Source organism: Streptomyces sp. adm13(2018), from assembly GCF_008042145.1.
Lineage (GTDB): Bacteria > Actinomycetota > Actinomycetes > Streptomycetales > Streptomycetaceae > Streptomyces.
In genome coordinates, this window is record NZ_RDBH01000034.1 from 12,494 (window position 1) to 32,596 (window position 20,103).

Below are 20,103 nucleotides of genomic sequence, written 5' to 3' on the forward strand. Positions count from 1 at the left end.
GTGCCCCGCGTGCGCCCCCGCGCCCGGCGCCCCCATCACCACGGCCATGTAGACCATGGCGAGCGAGCCGACGACGTGGTGCAGATGGCGCCCGCCGCGCCGGACCGCCGCGAGACCGTGCAGCGCGGCGGCGCCGAACACCGCCGCGTACACCGCCCAGCTCCACTCCGGCGGGGAGAGCGCCGCGGTCGGCAGCGCCATCGACGCCATCCCGAAGCCCATCAGCGCCTCGCCGCCCGCCGTCCGCCGCTCCTCCCCGGAGCGGGCGCGCATGCGGAGCAGGCAGGCGGCGCCCGTCACCGCGCAGAGCGCGACCATCAGCCAGCCGGGCAGGGCGGGTCCGTGCACGGCACACCACCCCCTCGACGCCGTCCCCTCCCGGAGGATGCCCGCGCCCGGTCGGGGGCACGCGGGCGCACGGGCGCGCACAGGCGTACGAGGGGAGTGAAAGGGACGGGCGTTAGGCTCGGGACGATCGCGTACGGCGATCGTCAGCACCCGAGGGGAGCCCCGTTCACATGGACACCGCCATGTCGCAGGAGACCGGCAGGATCAGCTACCGCGAGGCGGTCCTGCCCGACGTCCCGGCCCTCGTGCCGCTCGTCGAGTCGGCCTACCGGGGCGACGCCAGCCGGGGCGGCTGGACCACCGAGGCGGACATCCTCCAGGGGCAGCGCACCGACCCCGAGGGCGTGGCGGCCGTGATCACCGCGCCCGACAGCCGGCTCCTGGTCGTCGAGCGCGACGGCGCGATCGTCGCCTGCTGCCAGCTGGAGCACCGCGGCGAGGCCGCCTACTTCGGGATGTTCGCGGTCCGCCCCGAACTCCAGGGCGCGGGTCTCGGCAAGCAGATCATCGCGGAGGCCGAGCGCCGGGTCCGCGAGCTGTGGGGCGCCCGCGAGATGCACATGACGGTGATCTCCGTACGCGAGGAGCTGATCGCCTGGTACGAGCGCCGCGGCTACCGGCGCACCGGGCGGATGACCCCCTTCCCGTACGGCGACGAGCGCTTCGGTCTGCCGCAGCGCGACGATCTGGAGTTCGAGCTCCTGGTGAAGCCGCTGAGCTGAAGAAGCGCGACGGAAGAGTGGCTTCCCCCCTGGCTGACAGGAAAAACTTCTGTGAGCAGGGGGGTCGCACAGGATAATTTCCCTTGCCCCCTCTTGTGGCCGAGAACCGTCCATGGTTACGGTGTCTTAACGCGAGGTTCTCCTGTGGAGGAAGAGGCATGACGGAAATTCTTGTGCAGGACGTGACTGGTGGGGCGATATCCGCCTCCGCCCGGGTGATCGACCACCCCGCCTGGCCCGAGCTCAAGAATGCCGTGGAGGAGTTCCGCACCTGGCAGAGCGCGGACGGCTCCATCGACTTCGCGCGCGAGGGCGCGCCCGCCGAGGCCCTGGCCCGGACGACCCTGGACCGGATCGCCGCCGCCGTCGAGCAGCTCTCCCCGCTCGTCCCGCACGACGACGCCTACCACCGCGCTCTCGTCGCCGACCTGCGCACGTGGGCCGCCGGCGGCTTCGCCGTCCCGGACTTCCTGGACTCGCTGCTCGCCTTCCAGCCGGCCGCCGACCGCGTCGACGGGCTCCAGCACCTGGTGCTCTTCCCGATGTACACGCAGAACGGCAACCCCGACCGCAACCTGGAAGCCGTCGTGCTGCGCATGGTGTGGCCGGAGTGGCTCGCCGAACTGGAGCGCACCCGCTACGACAACCCGCTGTTCTGCGGGATCACCTTCGAGGACTTCACCTCCGGGTACGACACCAACTCGGCCGTCCTCTTCCCGGAGACCATCGCCGTCCGCGAGGCCCCCGAGCGCTTCACCTGGGGCGGGATCTTCTGCGACCGCGAGGCCGCCCGCTTCCGCAAGGTCACCGAGGCCGCCGTCGACACCCTCGGCATCGAGCTGCCGACCGACATCGCCGCGATGATCGACGACCAGGAGCGCTGCGAGAAGGCCTTCGTGCTCTGGGACATGGTCCACGACCGCACCCACAGCCACGGCGACCTGCCCTTCGACCCCTTCATGATCAAGCAGCGCCAGCCGTTCTGGATGTACGGCCTGGAGGAGCTCCGCTGCGACCTCACCGCCTTCAAGGAGGCCGTGAAGCTGGAGGCCGAGGGCAACACCCACGGCCGTGACGTGCAGTACGCGGTCCTCTTCGACCGGATGTTCCGCTTCCCGCTCTCCGGCGACCGCAACCGCAACTACGACGGTCTCGGCGGCCAGCTCCTCTTCGCGTACCTCCACAAGAACGACGTGGTGCGCTGGACGGACAACACCCTCAAGATCGACTGGCAGCGTGCCCCCGAGGTCACCAACCAGCTCTGCGCCGACATCGAGAAGCTCTACCGCGACGGCATCGACCGCCCCAAGCTCGTCCACTGGTTCAAGGCGTACGAGCTCGTCTCCACCTACCTCGCCCCGCACCCCGGCTCGACGTGGGCCAAGGGTCCCGACGCCCTGGACCTCTCCCTCCCGCCCCGCAAGCTCGTCGACGACGTGCTTCCGGACGAGTTTCCCCTCAGCATGTTCTTCGAGGCCCTCGCCAAGAAGCTGAAGGGCGTGATCGCCGACACCAAGGGCATCACCGCCGCCGGCGCCTCCCGGACCGGACAGGCCGAGCGGGCCGCCGCGTGAGCGCTCGTACCGACGACACGGAGGAGGCGTCGCCCATGACCGCCAACGGAAACGGCGGGCCGCTCGACGGCGCCGTCATCGCGGTGGCCGGTGCGGCCGGCCCGGCCGGCCGAGCGACCCTGATGCGCCTCGCCGAGGCGGGTGCGACCGTGGTCGGCGCCGACGCCGACCCGGCGCGCCTGGCGGAGGCCGTCGACGCCGCCGAGTACGCCCACGGCGGCGCCAAGGTCGTCGGTGACACCGTCGACCTGCTCGACCTCGACGCCACCCGCGACTGGGCCGCGAAGACCGAGAAGGAGTTCGGCCGCATCGACGGCCTGGTCCACCTGGTCGGCGGCTGGCGCGGCAGCTCCTCCTTCACGGAGACGGAGATCGCGGACTGGGACTTCCTGGAGAAGCTCCTCGTCCGCACCGTCCAGCACACCTCGCTCGCCTTCCACGACGGCCTGCTGCGGGCCGGCGGCCGCGGCCGGTACGCCCTGGTGAGCCAGGTCGGCGCGCACAAGCCGCTCGCCAACAACGCCGCGTACAACGCGGGCAAGGCGGCCGCCGAGGCCTGGACGCTCGCGATGGCCGACTCCTTCCGCAAGCTGGGGGGCGACGACGGCCCGCAGGCCGCGGCTGCGATCCTGGTGATCAAGGCACTGGTGCACGACGCCATGCGCGCCGAACGCCCCAACGCGAAGTTCGCGGGCTTCACCGACGTGAAGGGCCTGGCCGACGAGATCGCCGGGCTCTGGGACAAGCCCGCCCAGGAAGTGAATGGACAGCGTCTGTGGCTGACCCCCAAGCCGTGACCGCGGCCCTCGGCCCCAGGACCGACGCACGTCGTCACCACGACCCGTCGGTCCGGGGCTTCGCCAGCGACAACTACGCCGGCGCCCACCCCGAGGTCCTCGCGGCCCTCGCCCTCGCCAACGACGGCCACCAGGTCGCCTACGGCGAGGACCAGTACACCGAGCACCTCCAGCGGATCATGCACGGCCACTTCGGCCCCACCGCCGAGGCCTTCCCCGTCTTCAACGGCACCGGCGCGAACGTGACCGCCCTCCAGGCGCTCACCGACCGCTGGGGCGCCGTGATCTGCGCCGAATCCGCCCACATCAACGTGGACGAGGGCGGCGCGCCGGAGCGCATGGGCGGCCTCAAGCTGCTCACGGTGCCGACCCCGGACGGCAAGCTCACCCCCGAGCTGATCGACCGGCAGGCCTGGGGCTGGGAGGACGAGCACCGGGCGATGCCGCAGGTCGTCTCGATCACCCAGAACACCGAGCTGGGCACCGTCTACACGGTGGACGAGATCCGCGCGATCGTCGAGCACTCCCACGCCAAGGGCATGAAGGTGCACCTCGACGGGGCCCGGATAGCCAACGCCGCCGCCTCGCTCGACGTGCCCATGCGCGCCTTCACCAACGCGGTGGGCGTGGACGTCATCTCGTACGGCGGCACGAAGAACGGCATGCTCTTCGGCGAGGCGGTCGTGGTCCTCGACCCCGACGCGGTCAGCCACATGAAGCACCTGCGCAAGCTGTCCATGCAGCTCGCCTCGAAGATGCGCTTCGTGTCGGTGCAGCTGGAGGCCCTCCTCGCGAAGGACCTGTGGCTGCGCAACGCCCGCCACGCCAACGCCATGGCGCAGCGGCTCGCGGCCGGCGTGCGCGAGGTCGACGGGGTGGAGATCCTCTACCCGGTGCAGGCCAACGCGGTCTTCGCCCGGCTGCCGCACGAGGTCACCCGACGGCTCCAGGAGCGGTTCCGCTTCTACTTCTGGGACGAGGCGGCCGGCGACGTGCGCTGGATGTGCGCCTTCGACACCACGGAGGACGACGTGGACTCCTTCCTCCAGGCGCTCAAGGAAGAACTGGCGCGCTGACCCTCTGCATGACTATGCGGCCGGATGGAAAGTCATTGACTTCCATCCGGCCGTCTCCGTACGCTCCACGCGCATGGAACCCATGGAGCTCATCCAGCAGAATCCCCGGATCTCGGCCTATCTGGCCGCGAGCGAGGCCGTCGACCACGACCATCCCGTGGTCCGGGCGGTCGTCCGCCGCCTCGCCGACGAGCAGCCCGACGCATACGCATACGCCGAAGCGGCCTATCGGTACGTGCGCGACACCGTCCCGCACTCCGCCGACGCGGATGACCCCCGGGTCACCTGGCGCGCCTCCGACGTCCTCGCGCTGCGCACCGGCATCTGCTACGCCAAGTCGATCGCGTACGCCGCCCTCCTGCGGGCCCACGGCATCCCGGCCGCCCTCTGCTACCAGCGGCTCGCCGACGACGACGGCTCGAACCCGGTGATCCACGGCCTCGTGGCCGTCCTGCTGCCCGGGGAGCGTCACTGGGCCCGCCAGGACGTGCGCGGGAACAAGCCCGGAGTCGACGCCCGGTTCTCACTGAAGGGGGAGCGGCTGGCCTGGACCGTCCGCCCGGAGTGCAATGAAGTGGATTATCCGGTGCTCTACACTGAACCGCCTACGGCCGTGCTGGCTGCGCTGCGCGCGGCCCCGGACCGGCCGTCCCTCTGGCGGACGCTCCCCACCGAGCTCTGACCCCGGACCCCAGCGAACGGCGGACCATGACTCCCACGCTCACCGTCTCCGACGAGGTGCGCACCCTCGTACCCGGCTTCACGGCCCTCGTGGTCGAGGCCCACGGCCTGGTCAACGGACCCAGCGACGAGACCTCCTCGGCCCTCCTCGACGACGCCGCGCGCCGGCTCGCCGGGCGTCTCGACGGCCGCACCCCGGACCAGGACCCGCACATCGCCGCCTGGCGCGCCGCGTACACCGCGTTCGGCGCCAAGCCCTCCCGTACCCGCAACTCCGCGGAGGCGCTCGCCAGGCGGGCGCTCGCCGACGGCGGGCTGCCCCGGATCAACCGCCTCGTCGACGCCTACAACGCGGTGAGCGTCGCCCACCTCGTCCCGGTCGGCGGCGAGGACCTGGGCAGGATCAAGGGCGCCATGCGCCTGGTCCGCGCCGTCGGCGACGAACCCTTCGTCACCGTCGCGGGCGGTGCGGAGACGGTCGAGCACCCTGAGCCCGGGGAGATCGTCTGGTGCGACGACGAGGGCGTGACCTGCCGCCGCTGGAACTGGCGCCAGGGCCCCCGTACCCGCATCGACGACGACACGGCCGACGCCCTCTTCCTCCTGGAGGCGCTGCCCCCGATGACCGGGGACGAACTCCTGGCGGCGGGGACCGAGCTGGCGGAGTCGCTGGAGGGGCTCAGTCCGGGAGCCCGGATCACGGTCCACGCCCCGGAGTGACGCCCCGGAGTGACGCCCGGCGGGGCGGCTCGGCGGCGCGACCCGGCAGGGCGGCCCGGCGGGGCGGCCCGGTGCCGCCCTCGCCGTCCGTCAGCCGGCGTCCTTGACCTCGGCCGGGGTCGGAGCGGTACCCCCGAGGTGCGCGGGCACCCACCACGTGTCGTTCGCGTCCTTGGGGCGGACCGGGTAGGCCCGCTGCGCGGCCTCCAGCAGCTCCTGGACGCGCCCGCGCAGCCGTCGGGTGATGGCGCCCGCGTACTGGTCGGTGGGAGCGTCCATGGGCTCGCCCACGCGGATCGTCACCGGGATGTGGCTGCGCCTGAAGTTGCGCGGCCGGCCCTTGGTCCACACCCGCTGCGTGCCCCAGAGCGCCATCGGGACCAGCGGGACCCCGGCCTCCTGGGCGAGCCGCGCCGCACCCGTTTTGAAGCCCTTGAGCGTGAAGGACTGGGAGATGGTCGCCTCGGGGAACACGCCGATGATCTCGCCGGCCTTCAGCGACTCCAGCGCGTGCCGGTAGGCGTGCTCGCCTGCCGAGCGGTCCACCGGGATGTGCTTCATGCCGCGCATCAGCGGTCCCGAGACCTTGTGGCGGAAGACCGAGTCCTTCGCCATGAAGCGCACCAGGCGCTTCTGCGGGAGTGCGGCCAGGCCCGTGAAGATGAAGTCCAGATAGCTGATGTGATTGGAGACGAGGACCGCGCCACCCGTGCGCGGGATGTGCTCCGAACCCTGCGTGTCGATCTTCAGGTCAAGCGCCTTGAACATGGTCAGAGCGGCGCCGATGACCGGCCGATACACGAGTTCTGCCATCAGAGAGGAACCCTTCCTTCGGTGCCTGGGGAGGGTTCTCCCGGCGAAGTTACGCAGCCGTAGGTTTTCGGCTTTGGGCAGATCGTGCCCCATGCGGGCCGCCGAGACCAGCCCAGGCGGCTTCGTACAGGGAGATTCTCGTCACTCGCGGTGGCCGTGGCGGGAATCGATCGCCCTCGTGCGACGCTGCACCAGGTGAGAAGGCCGACGGAAGAGGGGGCAGGGGTGACCGACACACCCGGAACCGACACGCTGGGACCCGAGGTGCTCGGTGCGCCGCTGGGGGAGCGCGCCACCCTCGTCCAGTTCTCCACCGCGTTCTGTCAGCCCTGCCGGGCCACCCGGCGCACGCTCGCCGAGGTCGCCGCGATGGTCCCCGGCGTCGGGCACGTGGAGATCGACGCCGAGGAACGGCTCGATCTCGTACGCGCCCTGGGCGTCGCCTGCACCCCCACCGTCCTGGTCCTCGACCGGCACGGCCGGGTCGTCCGGCGGGCCGCCGGACAGCCGCGCAGGGTCGACGTCATCGCCGCCCTCGGCCGGGCGGTCTGACGCGGTGACACTTCTCCCACCATCCGGTACGCACTTGACTGCACGCGGCAACGATCGCCACTCTGGCGGGGTGAGCCACGAACTCCTTCTCTACCGCCGGACCCATGTGGACCTGGCACGCAACGCGAGCGCGCGCTGTCCGGGCGTCTGACGACCCCCGGACCTCTCTCATGCCGCCCTCGCAGAAGGACAACTCCATGACGGTCACGCCCGACCTCCGACCCGCCGCCGTTCCCACCGTCGGCGCGCCCCGGCAGGCCTCGCCCGATCTGCTCCGCTCCGTCTTCCGCCGGCACGCCGCCGGTGTCGCGGTCGTCACCGCGCACGGCGAACGCCCCGTCGGCTTCACCGCGACCTCGCTCAACTCCGTCGCCGCCGAACCCCCGCTGCTCTCCTTCGGGATCGGCACGACCTCCTCCAGCTGGCCGGTGCTGGCCGAGGCCGAGCACATCGGCGTGCACATACTCGGCGAGCACCAGCAGGAGCTCGCGGCCACCTTCGCCCGCAGCGGCGCCGACCGCTTCGGCGCGGGGACGCGCTGGAGCGTGGGGCCCGAGGGCGTGCCGGTGCTCGACGGCGTCCTGGCCTGGCTGGTCTGCCGCGTGGTCGCGAGGGTGCCCGCCGGTGACCACCGGATCGTGATCGCGCAGGCGGTCGCCGGGGACCCGGACGGGGCCGGCCGGCCGCTGCTCTACCACCACGGTCGCTTCAACGCGCTGCGCGACTGAGAGTTCCCGTGCGCGCCGCTCTCCGCGCGTTGGGCAGATCACATCGCTGAGCGCTTGCTTACTGGTAACGGACTGGGTGTACTGGCGAGTAATATTCCGGTCGGGGCGTCCGGCGCCCCGACCGGAAACCCGCCCTTCAGGCGCCTATGCTGCGAGCAACAAGGCAGCCCCGTTATGACGATGCAGTAGGAGAGCCGGCGTGAGCTTGAGGATCGTTGTCTGTGTGAAGTACGTGCCCGACGCGACCGGAGACCGTAAGTTCGCGGACGACCTGACGGTCGACCGCGACGACGTCGACGGCCTGCTGTCGGAGCTCGACGAGTACGCCGTCGAGCAGGCACTGCAGATCGCCGAAGAGGCGGACGACGCCGAGGTCACCGTGCTGACGGTCGGCCCCGAGGACGCCAAGGACGCGCTGCGCAAGGCGCTCTCGATGGGCGCCGACAAGGCCGTCCACGTCGAGGACGACGACCTGCACGGCACCGACGTCATGGGCACCTCGCTGGTGCTCGCCAAGGCGATCGAGAAGACGGGCTACGACGTCGTCATCGCCGGCATGGCCTCCACCGACGGCACCATGGGTGTCCTCCCGGCCATCCTCGCCGAGCGCCTGGGCGTCCCGCAGGTCACCCTGCTCTCCGAGGTCTCCGTCGAGAACGGCGTCGTCAAGGGCCGCCGTGACGGCGACACCGCCTCCGAGCAGCTGGAGGCCTCCCTGCCGGCGGTCGTCTCGGTGACCGACCAGTCGGGCGAGGCGCGCTACCCCTCCTTCAAGGGCATCATGGCCGCGAAGAAGAAGCCGGTGGAGTCCCTGGAGCTGGACGACCTGGACATCGACGCGGACGAGGTCGGCCTGGCCGGCGCTTGGACCGCGGTCGACTCCGCCGCCGAGCGTCCGGCGCGCACCGCCGGCACGATCGTCAAGGACGAGGGCGAGGGCGGCAAGCAGCTCGCCGAGTACCTCGCGAGCCAGAAGTTCATCTAAGCGGCAGTCTCGCGAGTCCGGAGTCCGTCCGGGCCTCGCGCACGCCCCTCAGACCGCCCCTCTTTCGTTCGCAGGAGATTGAAGTCCCATGGCTGAGATTCTCGTCTACGTCGACCACGTCGACGGAGCCGTCCGCAAGCCCACCCTGGAGCTGCTGACCCTCGCCCGCCGCATCGGCGAGCCGGTCGCCGTCGCGCTGGGCAACGGCGCCGCCGACACCGCGGCCGTCCTGGCCGAGCACGGCGCGGTGAAGGTCCTGACGGCCGACGCGCCCGAGTTCACCGACTACCTCGTCGTCCCCAAGGTCGACGCCCTCCAGGCCGCCTACGCGGCCGTGTCCCCGGCGGCCGTGCTCGTGCCCTCCTCCGCCGAGGGCAAGGAGATCGCCGCCCGCCTCGCGGTGCGCATCGGCTCCGGCATCATCACCGACGCCGTCGACCTGGAGGCCGGTGACGAGGGTCCGGTCGCGACGCAGTCCGCGTTCGCCGCCTCCTTCACCACCAAGTCGCGCGTCTCCAAGGGCACCCCGGTCATCACGGTCAAGCCGAACTCGGCCCCCGTCGAGGCCGCCCCGGCCGCCGGCGCCGTCGAGGCCCTCACGGTCTCCTTCGGCGAGCTGGCCACCGGCACCAAGGTGACCGCGCGCACCCCGCGCGAGTCGACCGGCCGCCCGGAGCTGACCGAGGCCGCGATCGTGGTCTCCGGCGGCCGCGGCGTCAACGGTGCCGAGAACTTCAACGTCATCGAGGCCCTCGCGGACTCGCTCGGTGCCGCCGTCGGCGCCTCCCGCGCCGCCGTCGACGCCGGCTGGTACCCGCACGCCAACCAGGTCGGCCAGACCGGCAAGTCGGTCTCGCCGCAGCTCTACATCGCCTCCGGCATCTCCGGCGCGATCCAGCACCGCGCGGGCATGCAGACCTCGAAGACGATCGTCGCGATCAACAAGGACGCCGAGGCGCCGATCTTCGACCTCGTCGACTACGGCGTCGTGGGCGACCTCTTCGACGTCGTCCCGCAGCTGACCGACGAGGTCAAGTCCCGCAAGGGCTGATCTCGCTCCGCAGGTGTGACCTGCGCTTCTGTACGGCCCGGGGGCCGCGTGGTGAGGATCGCCGCGCGGCCCCCGGTCGTTTCGGACAACCATTGACTCAGGTCCCGAGGGGCTACTAACTTCGCCATACGGATTGTTGATTCCGTGAAGCGGAAAAGAGGAGGATCTGGGATGGGTCAGCAGGAGAAGGTGTCGACGAGCCTCGCGGGCGCGGTCAGCGAGGGCATCAGCGCCTCCCTCGCGGCGGTGGACGCCGAGCTGGACCGGCGCTACCCGGGAGACCCCGGCACCCGCCAGCCCGTCCACACGGTCTACGTCCCCGGCAACCTCTTCGAGGCCGGCACCATCCGCTCCTGGGGCGACCAGGCCCTCGCCGCCCTCGACGAGCACGCCCCCGACGCGGCCTCCTTCGCCGCCGTCCTCGGTCTCTCCGACGCCCTCGCCGAGGACGTCCACGCGCGCGTGCGGGCCAAGCTGGAGCGCGAGCCGATCGAGGACCTCCGGGTCGACTTCGAGGACGGCTACACCGGCGCCGGCGAGGACCAGGACGCCGCCCGCGCCGCCCGCCTGATCTCGGAGGCGTACGCGAACGGGACCGCCGCCCCGTACATGGGCATCCGGATGAAGTGCATGGAGTCGGCCGTACGCGACCGGGGCATCCGTACCACCGACGTCTTCCTCACCGGCCTCCTGGAGAACGGCGGCCTTCCCGAGGGGCTCGTCCTCACCCTCCCCAAGGTGACCTACCCGGAGCAGGTCTCCGCCTTCGTCCGCCTCCTGGAGGAGTTCGAGAAGGCGCACGGCCTCGACGCCGGACGGCTCGGCTTCGAGATCCAGATCGAGACCAGCCAGTCCATCCTCGCCACCGACGGCACCGCCGCCGTCGCCCGCATGATCGGCGCCGCCGAAGGCCGCGCCACCGGACTGCACTACGGCACCTTCGACTACAGCGCCTGCCTCGGCGTCTCCGCCGCCTACCAGGCCAGCGACCACCCGGCCGCCGACCACGCCAAGGCGATCATGCAGGTCGCCGCCGCGGGCACCGGCGTACGCGTCTCCGACGGCTCCACCAACGTCCTCCCGGTCGGCTCCACCGAGCACGTCCACGAGGCCTGGCGCCTTCACTACGGGCTCACCCGGCGCGCCCTCGCCCGCGCTTACTACCAGGGCTGGGACATGCACCCGGGGCACATCCCCACCCGGTACGCCGCCGTCTTCGCCTTCTACCGCGAGGGCTTCGAGGCCGCCGCCAAGCGCCTCTCCGCGTACGCCAACCACGCCGGCGGCGACGTCATGGACGAGCCGGCGACGGCCAAGGCGCTCAGCTCCTACCTGCTGCGCGGCATCGACTGCGGCGCCCTCGACACCGCCGAGGTCGACGCGCTCACCGGCATGGACCGGGCCGCCCTCGACCGCTTCGCCGCCCCGCGCCGCGGCGACCTCACGGCCTCCGCCGAGTAGCCGCACCCCGTCGGGGCCGCCACGACCGGCGGCCCCGACGGGCCCCGCTCAGCCGGTCGCCGGCGGGATCTCGCCCGAGCCGCGCGCCAGCAGCGTCGTCCCGAGCACCACCCGCTCCGGTGCGTCCTCGACCCCGTCCAGGCGCCGGAAGAGACGCTCCGCCGCCGTCCGGCCGAGCGCCGCCGCGTCCTGGGCGATGACGGTGATGCCGAGCAGGTCCGCCAGCTCCATGTCGTCGAAGCCCACCAGGGCCACCGGCCGCGGGTGCCCCGCGAGGGCGCGGACCACCGTCACCATCACCCGGTTGTTCCCCGCGAACAGCGCCGTCACGGGCTCCGCGGCCGCCAGCATGCCCCGCACCGCCGCCGCCACCCGCTCCGGCTCCGTCGAGCCCGGCGACACCCAGGACTCGTCGACCGGCAGACCCGCGTCCTCCATCGCCGAGCGGTAGCCGCGCAGCCGTTCGGACGCGGTGTGGATGCGGGGGCGGTCACCGATGAAGCCGATCCTGCGGTGACCGTGGGCGATCAGGTGGGCCACCCCGTCGCGCGCCCCGCCGAAGCTGTCGGACAGCACGGCGTCGACGTCGAGCCGTCCCGCGGGACGGTCGACGAAGACGGTGGCCACGCCCGCCCTGATCTCGGGCTCCAGATACCGGTGGTCGTCGCCCGCGGGGATGACGATCAGCCCGTCGACCCGGCGCGCGCAGAGGGCGAGCGCCAGCTCCTGCTCCCGGTCCGGATCCTCGGCGCTCGAACCGTTGATGAGCAGCGCCCCGTGCGCCCGGGCCACCTCCTCGACCGCCCGGCTCAGCGGCCCGTAGAACGGGTCGGCGAGATCCTCCAGGACCAGGCCCACGGTCGCCGTCCTGCCCTTGCGCAGGACCCGCGCGCTGTCGTTGCGGCGGAAGCCGAGGATCTCGATGGCCTCCTGGACCCGCCGCTCGGTGTCGGGGGTGACGCCGGGCTCGCTGTTCACCACCCGGGACACCGTTTTCAGGCCGACGCCCGCGCGCGCGGCGACGTCCTTCATCGTGGGCCGGTTGCCGTAGCGGTGTTCGGTGCGGCGGGCGATGTCGGCCACGGTGCGCGGTTCCTCCGTCGAGGCGGGATCGGTCTGCATGGGCGAGGGGTCTCCAGTCGATGACGGGCGACGGAAGTGCGGGGGGTGGTACAGGGTGTCCGGTCGACGCCCCGGCTCGCATCATAGGGCCTGGACAACGTTGTCACGGGAGGGGAGAATGTACGGAACGGGACACGAACGACACCGTTCCGTCGCCCGTCATCGACTGGAGACCCCTCGCCCATGCAGACCGATCCCGCCGCGGGCCCCGCCGACGGCCTCGTCGTCGCCCTCGACATCGGGGGCACCAAGATCGCCGGTGCCCTGGTCGACGGGGAGGGGCGCATCCGCGTCCGCAGTCGCCGGTCCACGCCCGCGCGTGAGGACGGCGAGACCGTGATGGGCGCGGTCGAGGAGGTGCTCGCCGAGCTCGCGGTCTCGCCCCTGTGGGAGTCCGCCGCGGCGGTCGGCATCGGCAGCGCCGGGCCGGTCGACGCGCACCGGGGGACCGTCAGCCCGGTCAACGTGCCCGGCTGGCGCGACTTCCCGCTCGTCGAGCGGGTCCAGAAGGCGGCCGACGGCCGGCCCGTCACCCTGGTCGGCGACGGCGTCGCCATGACGGCGGCCGAGCACTGGCTGGGCGCCGCCCGAGGCCACGACAACGCCCTGTGCCTGGTGGTCTCCACCGGCGTCGGCGGCGGCCTCGTCCTCGACGGCAGACTTCACCCGGGCCCCACCGGCAACGCGGGCCACATCGGGCACATCGCGGTGGACCTGGACGGCGAGCCCTGCGCCTGCGGGGGGCGCGGCTGCGTCGAACGCATCGCCGGCGGCCCGCACATCGCCCGCCGCGCCCTGGAGAACGGCTGGCTCCCGGGCCCCGACGGCGACACCTCGGCGGCGGCGGTGGCTGCGGCGGCGCACGCGGGCGACCCGGTCGCCCTGGCCTCGTTCGAGCGGGCGGCCCAGGCCCTGGCGGCGGGCATCGCGGCGACGGCGACCCTCGTCGAGATCGACATCGCGGTCGTCGGCGGCGGGGTGGCGGGCGCCGGGGAGATCCTCTTCGCCCCGCTGCGCCGCTTCCTCGGCGCGTACGCCACGCTGGACTTCGTCCGTGACCTGACCGTGGTGCCGGCCCTCACGGGCACCGACGCGGGCCTCCTGGGCGCCGCGGCGGCGGCCTCCTGACCGGGGCCGGCCGCCACGGGGTCCGATCGGCCGCCACGGGCCCAGCCGGGCGCCCCGTCCGGGGCCCGGCCGCCCGACCCGACCCCGCTCGACCCGGCCCGGGTATCACTCCTCCCGTACCCGCTCCGGCGTCCGCTGCTCGACGATCACCAGGAAGGTGTCGGACTCCAGGTCCATGACGACCCGGGCCGGCACCCCTTCGTCCCGTCGCGCGCCGGCGAACTCCTCCGCCGGCCAACTGCCCCGCGGGCCACCGGCCGGAAAGCGCTCCAGAACCCTACGGCTCATGCTCCGCACCCCCTCGTGCTCGACGTTCTCAACGACGCCCGCGCGGAAGTGTCACGCACATGCCCACGCGGACGCATATGCCAGGACATGCGTTCGTGGTTTTCGTGGCAGGGTGTTGGGGGCAATCCACAGGGGGCCGTCGAAGAGGGGGAAACGTGATCGTCTGGGTCAACGGTGCGTTCGGCGCGGGAAAGTCCAGTACCGCGCGCGAACTGGTCGATCTGATCCCGAACAGCACGCTGTACGACCCCGAGGTCACCGGCGGGGGCCTGCGCGGCCTCCTCCCGGCCAAGCGGCTCGCCGAGGTCGAGGACTACCAGGACCTGCCGATCTGGCGCCGGCTGGTGGTCGACACCGCCGCCGCCCTGCTCGCCGAACTCGGCGGCGTCCTGGTCGTCCCCATGACCCTGCTGCGCCAGGAGTACCGGGACGAGATCTTCGGCGGGCTCGCCGCCCGTCGCATCGATGTCCGCCATGTGCTGCTCGCCCCGGAGGAAACGATCCTGCGGCAGCGGATCGACGGGCGGTCCGAGTACGGCGACCCCGAGGTCGACGCCCGGGTCCGCGTCTGGTGCCACGGCCACCTCGCGCCGTACCGGGACGCGCTCGGCTGGCTCACCGAGGACGCGTACACGCTCGACACCTCGGCGCTCACGGCGGCCGAGGCCGCCCGAGCCGTCGCCGACGCCGTCTCGGCAGGACGCGCCGCCCCCTGCGGCATCGTCCAGACCCCCGAACCGACCGGCCAGACCGTCGCCGCAGGAGTCCTGCTCTTCGACGACCGCGACCGCTTCCTCCTGGTCGACCCCACCTACAAGCCCGGCTGGGAGTTCCCCGGCGGCGTCGTCGAGACCGGCGAACCCCCGGCCCGCGCCGGGATGCGCGAGGTGGCCGAGGAGATAGGCCACGAACTCGACGCCGTGCCCCGCCTCCTGCTGGTCGACTGGGAGCGTCCCCAGCCCCCGGGGTACGGCGGCCTCCGGCTCCTCTTCGACGGCGGCACGCTCGGCCCCGCCGACACCGAGCGCCTCCACCTTCCCGGCGCCGAACTCCGCGACTGGCGCTTCGTCACCGAGGAGGAGGCCGCCGACCTCCTGCCGCCCGTCCGCTACCGCCGCCTCCGCTGGGCCCTGCGCGCCCGGGAGCGCGGCACGGTGCTCAACCTGGAGGCCGGAAACCCGGTGGGCTGACGGCGGGGACCGGTTTCCCGGTGGGCCGGAGACCTGGGGGACGGGGCCGCCAGGTCAGGCCGCCGCTGCCGCCGCCGCGGTGAGCCGCGCCGCCGTGTCCGTGGTCACCGGCGCTCCGTGGCCGCAGCACAGCACCGAGGGCTCCAGCGTCGCCAGCCGCCGCATCGACTCCGCGGCGAGCGCGCGGTCGACGTGGAACACGCCGAACATGACCTCCGGCACCGACGCCACCGTGTCCCCGGCGAACAGCACCCCGTGGCGCGGCAGATGGACGGCGAGGGAGCCGGGGGTGTGGCCCGGCGCGTGCACCACCACCGCGCCGTCGCCGAAGTCGAGCACCTCGCCGTCCCGGACCACCCGGTCCACCCGGGTCGGCGGCGCCTCCGGAACGGTCAGCCCGTGCGCGAACAGCGGCACCTCCCAGTCCAGGAGGTGGGGCTCCGGCACCGGCTCCTCGCCCCGGATCACCGACGCGTCCAGGCCGTGTGCCAGGATCTCGGCCCCGTGCCGGTCGGCCAGCTCCTGGGCCGCGCCCACGTGGTCCCGGTGGCAGTGGGTCAGCACGATGCGGCGCAGCCGGCCGGGGTCCAGGCCGGCGGACCGTATCGCCGCCGCTGTCGCGTCGGCCGAGCCGGCCCAGCCGGCGTCGATCAGGGTCAGCTCCTCGTCGTCCTGCCAGAGGTAGGACTGGCCGACGGAGTGGTCGAGGAGGTGCAGTCGCGGGGTGATCCTGGTCGGGTCGAGGGATGCCATACGGCGAACCTACGCAGCCGCGCAGGCCCGCCGTATCGCTCTACGCTCTCCGCGAGCTTCGCCGAACGCTGAACGCCGCCGGGCGTCAGCTCTCCTTCGAGCGCGCGTAGTTGACCAGGAAGTGCGCCTCGGCGACCGACAGCCGCTCCAGCTCCTCCGGCGAGACCGACTCGTTGGGCGCGTGGATCTGCGCCTCCGGCTCGCTCAGACCGATCAGCAGGATCTCCGACTCCGGGTACAGCGAGGCCAGCGTGTTGCACAGCGGGATCGAGCCGCCCATGCCGGCCGTCTGCATCTCCTGGCCGGGGTACGCGACCCGCATGGCCTCGGCCATCGAGGCGTACGCGGGGCTCGACGTGTCCGCCTGGAACGGCTGGCCCTGGCCGACCTGTTCGAGGGAGACCCGGGCGTTCCACGGGGTGTGCTTCTCGATGTGCGCGAAGAGCAGCTTGGTCACCTCGGCGGAGTCCAGGCCCGGCGGTACGCGCAGGCTGAGCTGGGCGCGGGCCGACGACGGGATCGACGGGGTCGCCCCCGCCACCGGGTGGCAGTCGATGCCGATGACGGTGACGGCGGGACGCGCCCAGATCCGGTCGGCGACCGTGCCGGAGCCCGGCAGCGAAAGCCCGGAGAGGACCTTGGCGTCCTGGCGGAAGTCCTCCTCCGGGTACTGCAGCCCCTCCCACACCTGGTCGCCCGGCAGCCCGTCGATGACGGTCGAGCCGTCCGGGCCGCGCAGCGAGTCCAGGACGCGGATCAGCGCGGCGAGCGCGTCCGGCGCGGCGCCGCCGAACTGACCCGAGTGCAGGTTGCCCTCCAGGGTGTCGATCCCCACCCGGATCATCGTCATGCCGCGCAGGGTCGCGGTCACGGTCGGCAGCCCCACCCGGAAGTTGCCCGCGTCGCCGATCACGATCGCGTCGGAGGCCAGCAGTTCGGGGTGCTGCTCGGCGTACCTCTCCAGGCCTCCGGTGCCCTGCTCCTCGGAACCCTCGACGATCACCTTCACCGTCACGGGGACGCCGCCGTTCGCCTTGAGGGCGCGCAGCGCGAGCAGGTGCAGGATGAAGCCGCCCTTGCAGTCGGCGGTGCCGCGGCCGTACCAGCGGCCGTCCCGCTCGGTCAGCTCGAAGGGCGGGGTGAGCCAGGCGGACTCGTCCAGCTTCGGCTGCACGTCGTAGTGCGCGTACAGCAGGACGGTCGGCGCGCCGGCCGGGCCGGGCAGGACGCCGTACACCGACTGCGAGCCGTCCGGGGTGTCCAGCAGCGCCACGTCCTGGAAGTCCTCCGCGCGCAGCGCGTCCGCGACCCAGTTCGCGGCGCCCTCGCACTCGCTGCGGGGCGCCACGGCCTCGTCCGCCACCGACTCGAAGGCCACCAGCTCCGTGAGCTCGGCCTTGGCCCGGGGCATCAGGGACCGGACGGTCTCGGCGATCGGATTCGAGGTCATGGGCACGCTCCTGGTGGGTGCGACGTTGACAAGGTGAGGACGGTGTTCGGCGTAGGTCGTGGTACGCCGAACGCACCGCCGATCCTACGGCGCGGGCCTCTGGCTACCGCGCCGTAGGATGCGTCAGGAGCAGACCACCGGTCGGATCAGGAGCAGAAGGACATCGTGAGCAGCGAGCAAGCGGAGAACGCCGGTCCGGAGAACACCGCGCCCGGGGGCGCGGCTCCCGAGGGCCTCACGGACGCCGTGCCGGACGAGCCCGCGGAGGCCGCGGACTCCCCGGCGCCGGACGCCGGGGCCCCGGCCGAGGAGACCCCGGACGCCGTGGCCGCCGTGACCTCCCCCGAGGTCGCGGACGACGACGCGGACACCGAGGTCTGGGACGTCGTGGTGGTCGGCGCGGGACCCGGCGGCGCGTCCGCGGCCTACGCGGCCGCGGTGGCCGGCCGGCGGGTGCTGCTCCTGGAGAAGTCCGAGCTGCCCCGGTACAAGACGTGCGGCGGCGGCATCATCGGCCCGTCCCGCGACTGCCTGCCGCCCGGCTTCGAACTGCCGCTCCAGGACCGGGTGCACGCCGTCACCTTCTCCCTGGACGGCCGCTTCGCCCGGACGCGCCGCTCGCGGAAGATGCTCTTCGGGCTCATCAACCGGCCGGAGTTCGACGCCCAGCTGGTCGAGCACGCGCAGAAGGCCGGCGCCGAGCTGCGGACCGGCGTCACGGTGACCCGGGTGGAGCAGCACGGCCCGGCGGTCCCGGACCGGCGGACCGTCGCCGTGGTCCTGGCGGACGGCGAGACCGTGCTGGCCCGCGCGGTCGTCGGCGCCGACGGCAGTGCCAGCCGCATAGGCGCGCACGTCGGGGTGAAGCTCGGTCAGGTCGACCTCGGCCTGGAGGCGGAGATCCCCGTCCCGCCGTCCGTGGCCGAGGACTGGAAGGGCCGCGTCCTCATCGACTGGGGTCCGATGCCCGGCAGTTACGGGTGGGTCTTCCCGAAGGGCGACACCCTCACGGTCGGCGTCATCTCGGCCCGCGGCGAGGGCGCCGCCACCAAGCGGTACATGGAGGACTTCGTCGCCCGGCTCGGCCTCGCCGGCTTCGAACCGACGATCTCCTCGGGTCATCTGACGCGCTGCCGCACGGACGACTCGCCGCTCTCCCGCGGACGGGTCCTGGTCTGCGGCGACGCGGCCGGGCTCCTGGAGCCGTGGACGCGCGAGGGCATCTCGTACGCGCTCCGCTCGGGCCGGCTGGCCGGGGAGTGGGCGGTGCGGGTCGCCGAGGCGAACGACGCGGTCGACGCCCGGCGCCAGGCGCTGAACTACGCCTTCGCCATCAAGGCGGGCCTCGGTGTCGAGATGGCCGTCGGACGGCGGATGCTCGCCGTCTTCGAGCGGCGGCCGGGACTGCTGCACGCGACCCTCACCGGGCTGCGCCCCGCCTGGAACGCGTTCGCCGACATCACCCGGGGCTCGACGACGCTCGGCGGCATGGTCCGCTCGAACGGCATGGCGCGGCGGGCCCTGGAGATCCTCGACAAGCGCATGGACACCTCGTCGGGTGTCGGCCCGGCGGGCCGAGGCGTCGGCAAGGGCGAACGCCCGGCGCCCGAGGAGGCCACGGAGGCAGTAGAGGCGAAGGGCGGGGCGGTCGGTCCGGCCGCGGAGCCGACGGCCGACGTGACGCCGGAGGCCGGGGCCGGGACGGGCGCGGGTGCCGACACGGACTCGGGTGCCGACACGGGCGCGTCCGCGGGTCGGCGGGTCGACGCCTCCGCGAAGCCCGAGGCCCCCGAGACCCCGGGAGCGGTCTGAGCGATCCGGGCGGTCCGGGGGCTCCCGGCGATCTGAGTGATCGGACCACGGGCGCGCACCGGCGCCCGACGTCGGCGCGCGCCGACGTCCATCGAGTGGGTGAGGCGGACGGGCTCCGCCGCTCCGGCCGGCTTCACGCGGCGGGAGTGGCGGGGCCCGTCGGCGTGATGCGGAAGACCGGGTGCTTCGGGGCGACGGCCCGCAGTTCCGCGTCGGAGGAGTCGGGGCCGACGCCGCCGAAGAAGACGCCGACCTCGGCCTTCCAGCGCTTCAGGTAGGCGCGCAGCAGCACGGGCTTGTCGTCGTCGGAGACCTCGACGGCGGTGAAGTCCTGCACGTGCTTGCCCAGGATCAGCTGCCCGCCGCCGGACGTCCCGCAGGAGGAACCATGTCCGCACGGCCCACCGGCTCCACCCCCGCCGCCCACGTCATGAAGCCCGGCTGGTTCACCGTGAACGTCCTCAACCCCACGGTCGCCTGGGCGACCCGGCGCGGTTTCAGCGTCTGGGGCTCCCGCGTCCTCGCCGTCCGCGGCCGCAAGAGCGGCGAGTGGCGCCGCACCCCCGTCAACCTGCTGACCGTGGACGGCGACCGCTACCTCGTGGCCCCCCGCGGCCACGTCCAGTGGACCCACAACATGCGGGCCGCCGGCGGCGGGCAGCTGATCCTGGGCAAGCACGTGCAGGACTTCACCGCCGTCGAGGTCTCCGACGACGACAAGCCCGTGCTGCTGCGCGCCTACCTGAAGCGCTGGAAGGCCGAGGTCGGCGTCTTCTTCGGCGGCGTCGGCCCCGACTCCTCCGACGCGGAACTGCGGGCCGTCGCCCCGAAGCACCCGGTCTTCCGCATCAC

General features: G+C 72.9%; 22 protein-coding genes. 15 read left to right on the plus strand and 7 right to left on the minus strand.

Annotated features, from left to right (window positions below; all coding sequences use genetic code 11):
• A partial coding sequence (locus EAO70_RS38760; protein ID WP_261992612.1) for a DUF5134 domain-containing protein occupies positions 1-348 on the minus strand: 348 nt, incomplete at its 3' end.
• Positions 349-518: 170 nt separating this feature from the next.
• On the opposite strand from EAO70_RS38760, the gene EAO70_RS02765 reads away from it, so the two are divergent.
• The 6 genes from EAO70_RS02765 (at position 519) to EAO70_RS02790 (ending at position 5,918) form a co-directional block, all read left to right on the plus strand.
• On the plus strand, positions 519-1,070 hold the full coding sequence (locus EAO70_RS02765; protein WP_148001433.1) for a GNAT family N-acetyltransferase: 552 nt from the start codon (positions 519-521) through the stop codon (positions 1,068-1,070).
• A 158-nt stretch (positions 1,071-1,228) separates the two neighbouring features.
• Complete coding sequence (locus tag EAO70_RS02770; protein WP_148001434.1) at positions 1,229-2,644, plus strand: DUF6421 family protein; 1,416 nt, start codon at positions 1,229-1,231, stop codon at positions 2,642-2,644.
• A gap of 35 nt (positions 2,645-2,679) precedes the next feature.
• On the plus strand, positions 2,680-3,441 hold the full coding sequence (locus EAO70_RS02775; protein ID WP_148001435.1) for an SDR family oxidoreductase: 762 nt from the start codon (positions 2,680-2,682) through the stop codon (positions 3,439-3,441).
• Positions 3,438-4,517, plus strand: a complete 1,080-nt coding sequence (locus EAO70_RS02780) for a threonine aldolase family protein (RefSeq protein WP_148001461.1) — start codon at positions 3,438-3,440, stop codon at positions 4,515-4,517. The genes EAO70_RS02775 and EAO70_RS02780 overlap by 4 nt, the downstream gene beginning before the upstream one ends.
• Before the next feature lie 82 nt (positions 4,518-4,599).
• A complete protein-coding gene (locus EAO70_RS02785) occupies positions 4,600-5,199 on the plus strand; it encodes a transglutaminase-like domain-containing protein (RefSeq protein ID WP_148001462.1) in 600 nt (199 codons plus the stop codon).
• A gap of 26 nt (positions 5,200-5,225) precedes the next feature.
• Positions 5,226-5,918: a B3/4 domain-containing protein gene (locus EAO70_RS02790; protein ID WP_148001436.1), complete on the plus strand. Its 693-nt coding sequence runs from the start codon at positions 5,226-5,228 to the stop codon at positions 5,916-5,918.
• A 90-nt stretch (positions 5,919-6,008) separates the two neighbouring features.
• Here EAO70_RS02790 and EAO70_RS02795 read toward each other — a convergent pair whose 3' ends face one another.
• A complete protein-coding gene (locus tag EAO70_RS02795) occupies positions 6,009-6,731 on the minus strand; it encodes a lysophospholipid acyltransferase family protein (protein WP_148001437.1) in 723 nt (240 codons plus the stop codon).
• Between the two features lie 225 nt (positions 6,732-6,956).
• Between EAO70_RS02795 and EAO70_RS02800 the strand changes: the two genes are divergently transcribed.
• The 5 genes from EAO70_RS02800 (at position 6,957) to EAO70_RS02820 (ending at position 11,508) form a co-directional block, all read left to right on the plus strand.
• The gene (locus EAO70_RS02800; RefSeq protein WP_148001438.1) at positions 6,957-7,283 is read left to right on the plus strand and encodes a TlpA family protein disulfide reductase; all 327 of its coding nucleotides are present in this window, start codon (positions 6,957-6,959) and stop codon (positions 7,281-7,283) included.
• A 197-nt stretch (positions 7,284-7,480) separates the two neighbouring features.
• A complete protein-coding gene (locus EAO70_RS02805; RefSeq protein ID WP_148001439.1) occupies positions 7,481-8,011 on the plus strand; it encodes a flavin reductase family protein in 531 nt (176 codons plus the stop codon).
• A gap of 199 nt (positions 8,012-8,210) precedes the next feature.
• The gene (locus EAO70_RS02810) at positions 8,211-8,996 is read left to right on the plus strand and encodes an electron transfer flavoprotein subunit beta/FixA family protein (protein ID WP_148001440.1); all 786 of its coding nucleotides are present in this window, start codon (positions 8,211-8,213) and stop codon (positions 8,994-8,996) included.
• 88 nt (positions 8,997-9,084) lie between these two features.
• Positions 9,085-10,047, plus strand: a complete 963-nt coding sequence (locus EAO70_RS02815; RefSeq protein ID WP_148001441.1) for an electron transfer flavoprotein subunit alpha/FixB family protein — start codon at positions 9,085-9,087, stop codon at positions 10,045-10,047.
• Positions 10,048-10,218: 171 nt separating this feature from the next.
• Positions 10,219-11,508: a DUF6986 family protein gene (locus EAO70_RS02820; protein ID WP_148001442.1), complete on the plus strand. Its 1,290-nt coding sequence runs from the start codon at positions 10,219-10,221 to the stop codon at positions 11,506-11,508.
• A 48-nt stretch (positions 11,509-11,556) separates the two neighbouring features.
• Here EAO70_RS02820 and EAO70_RS02825 read toward each other — a convergent pair whose 3' ends face one another.
• Entirely contained in the window at positions 11,557-12,630 is a 1,074-nt protein-coding gene (locus tag EAO70_RS02825) for a LacI family DNA-binding transcriptional regulator (RefSeq protein WP_187283697.1), read from the minus strand.
• A gap of 183 nt (positions 12,631-12,813) precedes the next feature.
• Between EAO70_RS02825 and EAO70_RS02830 the strand changes: the two genes are divergently transcribed.
• A complete protein-coding gene (locus EAO70_RS02830) occupies positions 12,814-13,758 on the plus strand; it encodes an ROK family protein (RefSeq protein ID WP_148001443.1) in 945 nt (314 codons plus the stop codon).
• A gap of 105 nt (positions 13,759-13,863) precedes the next feature.
• Here EAO70_RS02830 and EAO70_RS02835 read toward each other — a convergent pair whose 3' ends face one another.
• The gene (locus tag EAO70_RS02835) at positions 13,864-14,046 is read right to left on the minus strand and encodes a hypothetical protein (RefSeq protein WP_148001444.1); all 183 of its coding nucleotides are present in this window, start codon (positions 14,044-14,046) and stop codon (positions 13,864-13,866) included.
• A 155-nt stretch (positions 14,047-14,201) separates the two neighbouring features.
• On the opposite strand from EAO70_RS02835, the gene EAO70_RS02840 reads away from it, so the two are divergent.
• Entirely contained in the window at positions 14,202-15,236 is a 1,035-nt protein-coding gene (locus EAO70_RS02840; RefSeq protein ID WP_148001445.1) for an NUDIX hydrolase, read from the plus strand.
• A gap of 54 nt (positions 15,237-15,290) precedes the next feature.
• On the opposite strand, the gene EAO70_RS02845 is transcribed toward EAO70_RS02840, so the two are convergent.
• Both EAO70_RS02845 and EAO70_RS02850 read right to left on the minus strand, forming a co-directional pair.
• Positions 15,291-15,989: an MBL fold metallo-hydrolase gene (locus EAO70_RS02845; protein WP_148001446.1), complete on the minus strand. Its 699-nt coding sequence runs from the start codon at positions 15,987-15,989 to the stop codon at positions 15,291-15,293.
• An 85-nt stretch (positions 15,990-16,074) separates the two neighbouring features.
• Positions 16,075-17,439: a dipeptidase gene (locus EAO70_RS02850; RefSeq protein WP_148001447.1), complete on the minus strand. Its 1,365-nt coding sequence runs from the start codon at positions 17,437-17,439 to the stop codon at positions 16,075-16,077.
• A gap of 333 nt (positions 17,440-17,772) precedes the next feature.
• Here EAO70_RS02850 and EAO70_RS02855 point away from each other — a divergent pair, with 333 nt between their 5' ends.
• Positions 17,773-19,251, plus strand: coding sequence for a geranylgeranyl reductase family protein (locus EAO70_RS02855; protein WP_315986202.1), 1,479 nt, complete (start codon positions 17,773-17,775; stop codon positions 19,249-19,251).
• Positions 19,252-19,384: 133 nt separating this feature from the next.
• Here the strand turns inward: EAO70_RS02855 and EAO70_RS02860 are convergent, their stop codons facing one another.
• Positions 19,385-19,588, minus strand: coding sequence for a hypothetical protein (locus EAO70_RS02860; RefSeq protein WP_187283698.1), 204 nt, complete (start codon positions 19,586-19,588; stop codon positions 19,385-19,387).
• A 51-nt stretch (positions 19,589-19,639) separates the two neighbouring features.
• On the opposite strand from EAO70_RS02860, the gene EAO70_RS02865 reads away from it, so the two are divergent.
• The coding region (locus EAO70_RS02865; protein WP_148001465.1) for a nitroreductase family deazaflavin-dependent oxidoreductase at positions 19,640-20,103 on the plus strand (464 nt) is incomplete at its 3' end.

Bases quoted from the DNA above. Each gene is read 5' to 3' on its own strand.
- EAO70_RS02770 (WP_148001434.1), top strand. From the start codon at position 1,229: ATGACGGAAATTCTTGTGCAGGACGTGACTGGTGGGGCGATATCCGCC.
- EAO70_RS02845 (WP_148001446.1), bottom strand. From the start codon at position 15,989: ATGGCATCCCTCGACCCGACCAGGATCACCCCGCGACTGCACCTCCTC.
- EAO70_RS02850 (WP_148001447.1), bottom strand. From the start codon at position 17,439: ATGACCTCGAATCCGATCGCCGAGACCGTCCGGTCCCTGATGCCCCGG.
- EAO70_RS02830 (WP_148001443.1), top strand. From the start codon at position 12,814: ATGCAGACCGATCCCGCCGCGGGCCCCGCCGACGGCCTCGTCGTCGCC.
- EAO70_RS02765 (WP_148001433.1), top strand. From the start codon at position 519: ATGGACACCGCCATGTCGCAGGAGACCGGCAGGATCAGCTACCGCGAG.
- EAO70_RS02785 (WP_148001462.1), top strand. From the start codon at position 4,600: ATGGAGCTCATCCAGCAGAATCCCCGGATCTCGGCCTATCTGGCCGCG.
- EAO70_RS02835 (WP_148001444.1), bottom strand. From the start codon at position 14,046: ATGAGCCGTAGGGTTCTGGAGCGCTTTCCGGCCGGTGGCCCGCGGGGC.
- EAO70_RS02805 (WP_148001439.1), top strand. From the start codon at position 7,481: ATGACGGTCACGCCCGACCTCCGACCCGCCGCCGTTCCCACCGTCGGC.
- EAO70_RS02790 (WP_148001436.1), top strand. From the start codon at position 5,226: ATGACTCCCACGCTCACCGTCTCCGACGAGGTGCGCACCCTCGTACCC.
- EAO70_RS02825 (WP_187283697.1), bottom strand. From the start codon at position 12,630: ATGCAGACCGATCCCGCCTCGACGGAGGAACCGCGCACCGTGGCCGAC.
- EAO70_RS02775 (WP_148001435.1), top strand. From the start codon at position 2,680: ATGACCGCCAACGGAAACGGCGGGCCGCTCGACGGCGCCGTCATCGCG.
- EAO70_RS02820 (WP_148001442.1), top strand. From the start codon at position 10,219: ATGGGTCAGCAGGAGAAGGTGTCGACGAGCCTCGCGGGCGCGGTCAGC.
- EAO70_RS02815 (WP_148001441.1), top strand. From the start codon at position 9,085: ATGGCTGAGATTCTCGTCTACGTCGACCACGTCGACGGAGCCGTCCGC.
- EAO70_RS02795 (WP_148001437.1), bottom strand. From the start codon at position 6,731: ATGGCAGAACTCGTGTATCGGCCGGTCATCGGCGCCGCTCTGACCATG.